The sequence below is a fragment of the Lacticaseibacillus pantheris DSM 15945 = JCM 12539 = NBRC 106106 genome (genome assembly GCF_001591865.1).
In the GTDB taxonomy this organism is placed as follows: Bacteria; Bacillota; Bacilli; order Lactobacillales; family Lactobacillaceae; genus Lacticaseibacillus; species Lacticaseibacillus pantheris.
Genome location: NZ_BCVS01000100.1, coordinates 1 through 8,895 on the forward strand (window position 1 = coordinate 1; position 8,895 = coordinate 8,895).

The following is an 8,895-nucleotide window of genomic DNA, read 5'->3' on the forward strand; positions in this document are numbered from 1 at the left end:
ACCAGCCGCTCAACCGGAACCACCACACCAGTACGGCCAGCCACCGCAGCGGTCACCGTGGAGCGGTCCACCAAGTCGCAGTACCCCACAGCACCTCCACCGGTCAGAACCGCCCCCCTGTGCACATTGGAAGAAAACGGAACATTAACGACTATAAGTCACATTGAATGCCCAACCCAGGCGCATCCGTCAGCGTGTACACGCCGCCCTCCTGAGTGAACCCACCGCTGAGCCATTCGGGTTCGGCAAAGTCCATGAAGGCGTCCAAGTCGGCGTACTGCGCGTTACGGTGCGCCGCGACAAAGTGGACGGCCGCGGTGATGCCAATCCGGGTTTCCACCATGCATCCCAACATGACCGGAATGCCGGCAGCTTCGGCAACCGCGTTAATTTGACTGGCGCCCCACAGTCCGGAAGCCTTTTGCAACTTAATGTTGACGATATCCGCCCCGCCCGTTGCCAGCACGTGAAAAGCATCATGAGCATCGTGCACACTCTCATCGACCATAACCGGTTGGTCGACCAGTTCCCGCACTAGCGGCAACTGGTGCGTCTGCGCTGCCGGCAGCGGCTGCTCGACGGCGGAAACGTCGTCACCAAACGCACGCATCATCCGCTTGGCCTGCTTCGGCGTCCACGCCTGGTTGGCATCAATCCGAATGTCCACCGTTGGTCCAACGGCAGCACGAATCGCACGCACCGCTGCCAGATCCTGCTGGTCGTCCCCACCAACTTTGACCTTCAACTCGGTAAAGCCCGCGGCTACCCGGGCCTGGGCCTCCTCTGCCATCGCGGCTGGGTCATCGATACCAATCGTGAAGTCGCTCACGATTTGGTTGCTGTTCCCACCCAACAATTGGTACAAAGGAAGTCCAGCTGCCTGCCCCAGGATATCGTAACAGGCAATATCAATACCGGCCTTGGCCGCCGTGTGTCCGACCGTCGTCGCATCAAGTGCGCTATGTATTTGCTCAATTAACCGGGGATCCATCCCCACCAGCTGCTCCGCAAAGGTCGTCAGCATGACCATCTCGGTCTCAATGCTTTCCCCCGTCACCGGCTCAAAGGGACTCGCTTCGCCATACCCTACCCAGCCCGTATCGGTGGTCACCTTAACGATAATGGTTTGCAGTTCATCAATGGTAGCAAAAGCAATTTTAAACGGATGGTGTAGCGTCACGGCCTGCTTGAAGCTTTCAATCTTGGTAATTCTCATCTTTTCACCCCGCAATCTAATTTATTTCAGTTTATACTAATTCTGACGCAAACGAAAGTACCGGCTACTGACGCCCCAGATGATGAACGGCGAAGTTGGCCACGTCCTTAATGATCGAAACATCATCCTTAAACGCCATGCCATCGTTTAGGCTAAGCCGCAGACAATCAACGTCGGCAAACTAAAGGTTGAAAAATTACGATTTTTATATTAGATTGGCATTACAATAATTTAATTTTTGAGGGAGAATCCGCTATGCAAAAAAAATACTGGTCATTAATGGCACTATCCGCGGTAATGCTGCTCGCCGCGTGTGGTAAGCAATCATCTTCGGGTGGAAAACCCCAAACCATCGCCCGCATGTCGGCGGACGTAATTGCGACGATGGATACCGCCAAGTTTAGCGATGGTGTGTCTTCACAGGCCATGTCGGACACCATGGCCGGGCTCTACCGCTATAAGAACAACAAGCTGACTCCAGACATGGCCGCTAAACGGGCCACCGTATCAAAGGATCAGAAAACATACACCTTCCATCTCCGTAAGAATATTCGCTGGTCAGACGGCAAAACGGTCACCGCGGAGGACTTCGTTTACGCCTGGCAACGCGTGGCGAATCCGGCCACCAAGTCGCCATACGCGTACATACTGAGCGGTATTAAAAACGCAGACGCCATCCTAACCGGTAAGGCAAAGGCCAGTTCATTGGGCGTGAAGGCCATCGACAAACATACCTTCCAGGTCACACTGGAGAAGCCAATGCCCTACTTTGAAAGCATGATTTGCCTCCAAACCTTTGACCCGGTGGAAAAATCGGTGGTCGAAAAATACGGCAGTAAGTACGCCACCAGCGCTACCAAGCTGACCTTTAACGGACCGTACATTCTCAAAAACTGGAACGGGGCTAATAATTCCTGGACGGAAACTAAGAATCCCCGCTACTGGAACGCCAGTCAGTACCACGTCCAAAAACTCAAATACCAAGTGGTGAAGGACGCATCCACAGCGATGAACCTGTACTCCAGCGGTAAGTTGGACGACGTAACGGTCACCGGCGATGATGCCCAACAATCCAAAAACGATCCTGGTTACAACGTCGTTAAGCAATCCTGGCTAACTTACCTGTCGATGAATAAGGACGTGGTACCCGCCTTTGGCAACGTCCAGATCCGGCGTGCGCTATCCTTAGCCATCAACCGCTCCGCATTCATCAAGCAAGTACTGGGCGACGGCTCCACGCCCGCACGCTCCATGGTGCCCACCAACATGATGTACAATGAACAAACCAACGCTGACTTTGGTAAGGAAGCAATCAAAGGTGGTTACGGACAGTACACCGCGTACGACCTCAAGCAAGCACGGCAACTCTTCAAGGACGGTATGGCTGCCACTGGTACCACCAGTCTGAACTTCACCTTGGTAACCTCGGACAGTACTGCGGACAAGAACACCGCGACGTACCTCCAGTCCGCCTTTGCTAAACTCGCCACCGGCAACCTCAAAGTGAACGTGACGATTAAGTCGGTACCCCAAAAGAACTGGCTCGAACTGGGCCGCGCCCACGAATACGGCATGCTCATGTCCCTGTGGGGAGCCGACTACCCGGACGCTTCCAACTTCCTGAACCGGTACACGACGAGCACCCAGGACTTCAGCGGTGCTTGGAGCAACGCGCAGTACGACCAGTACATTAGCGACGCCGCGGGTAAGGACGCCACCAATAGCAGCAAACGCTGGCGGGACCTGATGGCCGCCAACCGCCTGATTACGAAGGACATGGGCTCAATCCCCCTGTACCAATGGGGAACCGCTCACCTGACCAAAACCTCGGTGAAGGGCATGACCTACGAACCCAACAGTATGTTTGAATACACGGGGGCCACTAACAAGTAATTTGCTGGGACAATTATCACGTCCGACAGCCCCAAAAAGGTGAACCACCATGACCCGCGCGGTCTGGTGGTTCACCTTTTTGTCTCTCCATATTACTGCACGATGCGGTCACGGCCACCCTGCTTCGCCTCGTACAACTTGGCGTCGGTCCTGGCAATGGCCTGCCGTAACGGTTCGTCCATGCCGGGAACGCGCGCCATTCCCACGGAGAGCGTGATCCGGCGTTCGGGATGGGACCGCATCACCACGAGGTCGCGTAACCTGCGTACGTACGCTTCCACAGCAACTTTGGCCTCCTCATCAGTCAGTTCATACAGGAAGACACTAAATTCTTCCCCACCAGTGCGATATACACCGCAGAAGTATGGCATCGCCGCGAGGTACGCCTCAATGTCGCGGGCAAAGGAGATCAGGACCTCGTTACCCGTCAGGTGGCCATACGTATCGTTAATCTGCTTAAAATGGTCAATGTCAATCATCACCAGGGTCAGACGCGCAGTCGGATCGTTACGCATCATTCCCTGGTACGTCTGGTAGTCCTTCCGGAACAGGTGCAAACTGCGAATACCGGTCAACTCGTCATGGTTGCTACTGTAGCGTAACTGACGGCCCTGCTCCTGGCGGTCAACGACCACGTGGCCGTACCAATGAGCTACCAACATCGTGAACACGACAATAGCACCCACGATGGCTGCGTCCTGCGTATCCCATTGGTTCACCAGGGTTGCCGTGGTCCAGGTCACCCCACCAACAACCACGGTCATGAGGACGAACCGCCAAGCACGTTCATTAAACCACCCGTTGAAATAATTCACGACCAACAGGACCACCAACGGAATGAGCGTCAATAACGATGTCCCCCACAACGTCCAGTTCAAAGCGCCAGTGACGACAAGAATGACGGCGTACATCTGGCGACTTTGTAATCGCGTGCTGTTATACAGCAAGGTTCCGAACAGGGCGGCGTCGCCAATCCACGTATCAATCTCGTTGAGTGGTGTGAGCCACCGCAGACACCCAATGATGGCCACCGCAGACACCGTAACGGGCAATTCCGGCGCAACGGTCCTAGTGGTCATTCGCGCGTAAAAACGGGGGAAAACATCCTCCAACGCGTCGAGCACACTAATTAAGCCGGCCATATAAAAAACCAGGCAAAAAGTTACTGTTCCTATCAATGCCATCCGGTCAAGTCCCCACACTTGTCTATAAATTGATTAATCCATTAGGCATAATCGTACACTATTACCACCCTTTACGGTAAACATTACAACCGTTCCGCTAAAAATATCTTGACCACCGGCACCATACTCCGAAGATTTATTCACCACAAATAACACGTGCGGTCTTGCCCATACACCCTATCAGCGCGATAATAAGGCCACAAAGTGTGCTAGTTTGCCGGATTACAACCACACAACATAACGCCAACGGTTTACCGCCACGTTTAGATGTACGTGCACACATCAGAGGGGGAAGTTAGCTCGTGTCAGACATTACCGAGAACCAAATTCAGCATTTCTTCATCAACGCCATGGTCGCCGATGCATTCGGAGTGCCCGTCGAGTTTCGCGTGCGGGATACCTATCATGTTGATGGCATGACTGGCCACGGCACGTACGACCAACCGGTGGGCAGTTGGTCCGACGACAGCTCGCTCACGCTAGTCCTCGCCGAGAACCTGACCCATCACGGCTCACCCACAACTATGATGCAGCGCTTTGTGGCGTACTTGCAAGAGGGTGAATATACTCCCTCCGGTACCACCTTTGATGTCGGGGCCGGCACCAGCCGCGCCATTATGGCGTTTATCAAGGGCACGCCGGCGGAGCAAAGTGGCGACCGGAGCGAGTACGCCAACGGCAATGGTGCGCTCATGCGGCTGGCCCCACTCGCCTTTGCCCTGGTCAACGAACCAAGTGTTGACGTTAGGCTGCACGATGAGCAAGCATACACCACGACCACTCACGGACACCCACGCAGCGTCATTGCCAGCACCATCTACGTTGAACTTCTCCGGGCGTTACTGCGCGGACACAGTCTCACTGACGGCCTGGCGACGGCGCACCGGATGATGGAACGGTGCCGCTTTGACCGGGATGAATACAACTACTTTGACCGTATCTGGGAGCGCGACTTTGCGCAAACACCCGTGACCATGATTCGCTCAATTGGCTACGTGGTGGACACGCTCGAAGCCGCGATCTGGCTGAACCTGAACGCTGAAAGTCTCGATGAACTCATTATTAAAGCCGCCAACCTCGGTGAGGACACCGACACGATTGCACAAATTGCGACCTGCCTGTTTTCCGCGGCCCACCCCGACGCAACCGTGCCGGCAGATTGGGCTAAACAACTGGTGCACACGGATCAAATGGACACGATTATTCACGATTTCGCGCACCACTTTGCCACAACCGTAAAATAAGTTCGCCCACAATTAAAACCGACGCACATCGACGCCGTCCGGCTTCTGACCGATCGAAGTTATGGTGAGCAGCCGGCCTACAAACGTGGACCACAATGCAGCTCCCTGTGCCAAGCACAATAATGCCGATATTCCTAAGTTCAGGAATATCGGCATTATTACGTTAGTGCTCGGGAACCAACCGCATTGTGGCCCACTCCTCCTATTATTTACGCCTCAACCCGCTGGCGTTCCACCAAGCCGTTGAACCCATCCTGCAAGTAATGGTACAACCACTCATTTTCATCCCGGAGACTAGCCGGATTACGGGACAAAATCCAGTCTTGCAACGCCGTAATCAGCGCCTCGCTGAGAATCGATTGCAGAAACTTAACGTAGGTATCCGCCACGCTGATGTGCTCCGTCCGGCCCATATCGGTCAGCACGTCAGCAATCATGGTGCTAATATGCCGCCGAATCACGTCTGCCGGCGCATTCTGCACGTCCAGCGATAGCACCCGCTGGTAGAAGGCCCGATTGTCGTCAAAGTAGCGCAGGATACTGGTCAGCGTCTGCGGCCAATATTCATAATGACGGCAATACGCGGCCGCATGGTCAATTTCCTCACGGTAAATAAAGCCCAACACGTCGTATTTATCCCGGAAAAAGTCGTAAAAGGTTTGGCGTCGGAGACCAGCCGTCGCCATAATAACGGATACGTTAACCTGATTAAACGGCTGACTAACCACCACCCGCTTGGTCGCCGTGCAAATCTCCTGTTGCGTCACGTTCACGTGAACATCCCCTCTTTGTCGCTACCATCATACCACCGGACACAGGGGTTTGTGTGTCCGTTACGCTGACTTTTTGTCAGTGCTACTATAAACGTGTCGGTAAGAGTCATATCACTATTAGGGGGTAACATTTATGAGTAACGTATTGATTTTAGGTGCACACGGGCAAATTGCCAGTCTTGCCCGGACGCAACTGTTACAGGAAACTAACCACCACCTCACCCTTTTTCTCCGGAACGCGCAACGCATTAAGCACGTCGACGCCAGCAGAGAAACGGTGATTGATGGTGACGCTACTGATGCACAGCAACTCACCACGGCCATGCAGGGCATCGACGTGGTGTACGCCAACTTGGGCAACGCCCGTATTGAGGACCAGGCCCGCGCCGTGGTGACCGCGATGAATAACGCTGGCATCAAGCGCCTAATCTGGATTTCGACTTTGGGCATCTACGACGAAGTCCCCGGCTCATTTGGTCGGTGGAACCACCAGATGTTGGACGGCGGCTACTTGGAGCACTACGCCGCAGCGGCGCAGGTCATCGAAGCATCCGACCTCAACTACACCATCATCCGTCCGGCATGGCTGTCAAACCGGGACGTTGTCGATTACGAAACTACGCAGAAGGGCGAACCGTTCAAGGGCACCGAGGTATCGCGTAAGAGCATTGCGGATTACGTCGTCAACCTGATTAACGACCCCGCCAAGGAAGTCCGCCACTCCGTTGGTGTAAACCAACCGCACACTGATGGCAGTAAACCATCATTTTACTAACCGCACAACGCAATATTGGGGGCCGCACTCTACCGGGTGCAGTCCCCTTTTGTGTGCAGTACAGCATTCGCACCTAACTGTCGGACCGTACCCTTTGTTATCGTAGTTTGTTATGATTAAATCATCTAGTTTTAAGAGGGAGTGCGCTATGTCCAGCAACAAACAACCAATAACCATTACGTTACCGTCATCCGTCGCCAACCAACTTGGCGTCAACAACGACACGCCAATGCGCGTCGCGGTCAAAAACGACCGTTTGATTCTGCGCCCGGCCACCGGTGACCGCGGTGAACGTCTTGGTCTGCGGTGGCCGCTAATTGTGACCGTTATTCTCACGGTGGGCGTATACCTGTATTGGATTAGTCAAAAAATGGGCACAGTTGCGTTATCTGGCGACGTTTCACTAGCCAGTATGGTGATCGGTTGCGCGTTAGTTGCGGGGATGATGCTGTTCACCGGCAACCTCATCACCGCGCGCAACCGCCACGAGGTACCGCATATCTACTGGCGCAACCTCCCCGTTATCATTGCCTCATTCACCATTATGTTGGCTTTGGCTTTGGTTGGTGGATTCTGGGTTCTCGGCCAGTTATTTCCTGGAGCTACCTTTGACCTGGTGACGGCGGCCATTATTTTCTTCATTATGACGCTGATCACCAACTACCTGATGTCACAGGCCGCTCGCAACGTAGACGCAGGTACCCTCAGCACCCTCCTGACCGTCGTCATCATTACGGGCGTGGTGATTGCAATGGCTTCGAACAACCATCGGCGGTGGTGGCAGCACAACCTCAGCTTTCTGGGTACCAACTTGGCCAATAATGCGTGGCAGTTCAACTTCACGCTGATCATTGCGGCACTGCTGATGATTGCATTGGTCGACACGCTCTTCGTCGCCATTAGCGCCCGTTATCCTGGCAACCGCCGGATTAACATCATGCGTGGGATGCTGTCGCTGGTTGCACTCGATGTTGCGTGTATCGGGTTATTCCCCAATAACGCGGCCTTCCACGTCCTGCACGACCAGGCGGCCGGAATGCTGATTATTCTACTAGCGGCCCTAATTATCGGCATTCGCTGGTTACTACCCGGTGTATCCAAAGACTTCCTGTTTTTGTCATACATGGTGGCTACTGCCCTGGTAATTCTCAACTTTGGGTTCCGTTTATTCGGCTACCCCTCCCTCACCTCGTTCGAAATTCAGGCGTTTACCGTGGCCTTTGGCTGGCTGCTACTGCTGTTCGGCCGTTTGCGTGTACTCGCCACTCAGGACCAATGGACTTGGGACGTGTTGGTCAAAGTCGCGGAGTGAACCGCAGCGATGATGTTATAATCAAAGTAAATAATTTTGCTTGGAGGCGCCCACCATGTCTGATGACCAAATGCAGGACCACCTAAACAACGCGATGTACGGCCCGCGCCAAACTAATCCGGATGAACGGCGACACTATCTGGGCTCATTGCGGGAACGTGTGCTTTTACGGGTTGACAACAGCAATATGGCTCAGGCCACGACTTTGCCCGCACTACGCACGCAGTTACCACCACTGGTTGGGGAAGACCATCACGCGCTCATTAACGGGAAACTCGACGTCACGGTTACTGGCCCCGTCATGAAACTATTGGGTGATATCGACATGCCACTAACGATGGTGAACGACGCCACCGCGCAAACGGCAGACGACGCTCCCGGTTTACTCGTAGTGAGCGACCACGCGGTTAATCGGGACGATATTTCCTTACACTTAACCGCCACGACAAACGCCGATGCCCCGCAAAAGAAAAAGGGGCTCTTCGGGTTCTTACATTT

8 protein-coding genes are annotated in these 8,895 nt (G+C 54.1%); 5 read left to right on the top strand and 3 right to left on the bottom strand.

The features are described from left to right. Positions 1 to 151: 151 nt before the first annotated feature. A complete protein-coding gene (locus LPA02S_RS09420; RefSeq protein ID WP_054650625.1) occupies positions 152 to 1,216 on the bottom strand; it encodes a mandelate racemase/muconate lactonizing enzyme family protein in 1,065 nt (354 codons plus the stop codon). 255 nt (positions 1,217 to 1,471) lie between these two features. Between LPA02S_RS09420 and LPA02S_RS09425 the strand changes: the two genes are divergently transcribed. Next, on the top strand, positions 1,472 to 3,109 hold the full coding sequence (locus LPA02S_RS09425) for a peptide ABC transporter substrate-binding protein (protein WP_054650623.1): 1,638 nt from the start codon (positions 1,472 to 1,474) through the stop codon (positions 3,107 to 3,109). Between the two features lie 92 nt (positions 3,110 to 3,201). On the opposite strand, the gene LPA02S_RS09430 is transcribed toward LPA02S_RS09425, so the two are convergent. Then, positions 3,202 to 4,293 carry a GGDEF domain-containing protein gene (locus LPA02S_RS09430; RefSeq protein WP_082607976.1) on the bottom strand — a complete coding sequence of 364 codons (1,092 nt, stop codon included), beginning with the start codon at positions 4,291 to 4,293 and terminating at the stop codon, positions 3,202 to 3,204. A gap of 302 nt (positions 4,294 to 4,595) precedes the next feature. Here LPA02S_RS09430 and LPA02S_RS09435 point away from each other — a divergent pair, with 302 nt between their 5' ends. Further along, the gene (locus LPA02S_RS09435) at positions 4,596 to 5,537 is read left to right on the top strand and encodes an ADP-ribosylglycohydrolase family protein (RefSeq protein ID WP_056957146.1); all 942 of its coding nucleotides are present in this window, start codon (positions 4,596 to 4,598) and stop codon (positions 5,535 to 5,537) included. Positions 5,538 to 5,746: 209 nt separating this feature from the next. Here LPA02S_RS09435 and LPA02S_RS09440 read toward each other — a convergent pair whose 3' ends face one another. Next, on the bottom strand, positions 5,747 to 6,310 hold the full coding sequence (locus LPA02S_RS09440) for a TetR/AcrR family transcriptional regulator C-terminal domain-containing protein (RefSeq protein ID WP_054650613.1): 564 nt from the start codon (positions 6,308 to 6,310) through the stop codon (positions 5,747 to 5,749). 133 nt (positions 6,311 to 6,443) lie between these two features. On the opposite strand from LPA02S_RS09440, the gene LPA02S_RS09445 reads away from it, so the two are divergent. The 3 genes from LPA02S_RS09445 to LPA02S_RS09455 form a co-directional block, all read left to right on the top strand. Then, positions 6,444 to 7,085 carry an SDR family oxidoreductase gene (locus tag LPA02S_RS09445; RefSeq protein WP_054650611.1) on the top strand — a complete coding sequence of 214 codons (642 nt, stop codon included), beginning with the start codon at positions 6,444 to 6,446 and terminating at the stop codon, positions 7,083 to 7,085. Positions 7,086 to 7,233: 148 nt separating this feature from the next. Next, positions 7,234 to 8,397 (top strand): AbrB/MazE/SpoVT family DNA-binding domain-containing protein, encoded by a 1,164-nt coding sequence (locus tag LPA02S_RS09450; RefSeq protein WP_056957147.1) that lies wholly within the window; start codon positions 7,234 to 7,236, stop codon positions 8,395 to 8,397. Positions 8,398 to 8,452: 55 nt separating this feature from the next. Further along, the coding region (locus LPA02S_RS09455; protein ID WP_082788851.1) for a YueI family protein at positions 8,453 to 8,895 on the top strand (443 nt) is incomplete at its 3' end.

What these genes read in the sequence shown, in the direction of transcription:
- LPA02S_RS09430 (WP_082607976.1), bottom strand. Translation starts at nt 4,293, where the DNA reads ATGGCATTGATAGGAACAGTAACTTTTTGCCTGGTTTTTTATATGGCC.
- LPA02S_RS09450 (WP_056957147.1), top strand. Translation starts at nt 7,234, where the DNA reads ATGTCCAGCAACAAACAACCAATAACCATTACGTTACCGTCATCCGTC.
- LPA02S_RS09445 (WP_054650611.1), top strand. Translation starts at nt 6,444, where the DNA reads ATGAGTAACGTATTGATTTTAGGTGCACACGGGCAAATTGCCAGTCTT.
- LPA02S_RS09420 (WP_054650625.1), bottom strand. Translation starts at nt 1,216, where the DNA reads ATGAGAATTACCAAGATTGAAAGCTTCAAGCAGGCCGTGACGCTACAC.
- LPA02S_RS09425 (WP_054650623.1), top strand. Translation starts at nt 1,472, where the DNA reads ATGCAAAAAAAATACTGGTCATTAATGGCACTATCCGCGGTAATGCTG.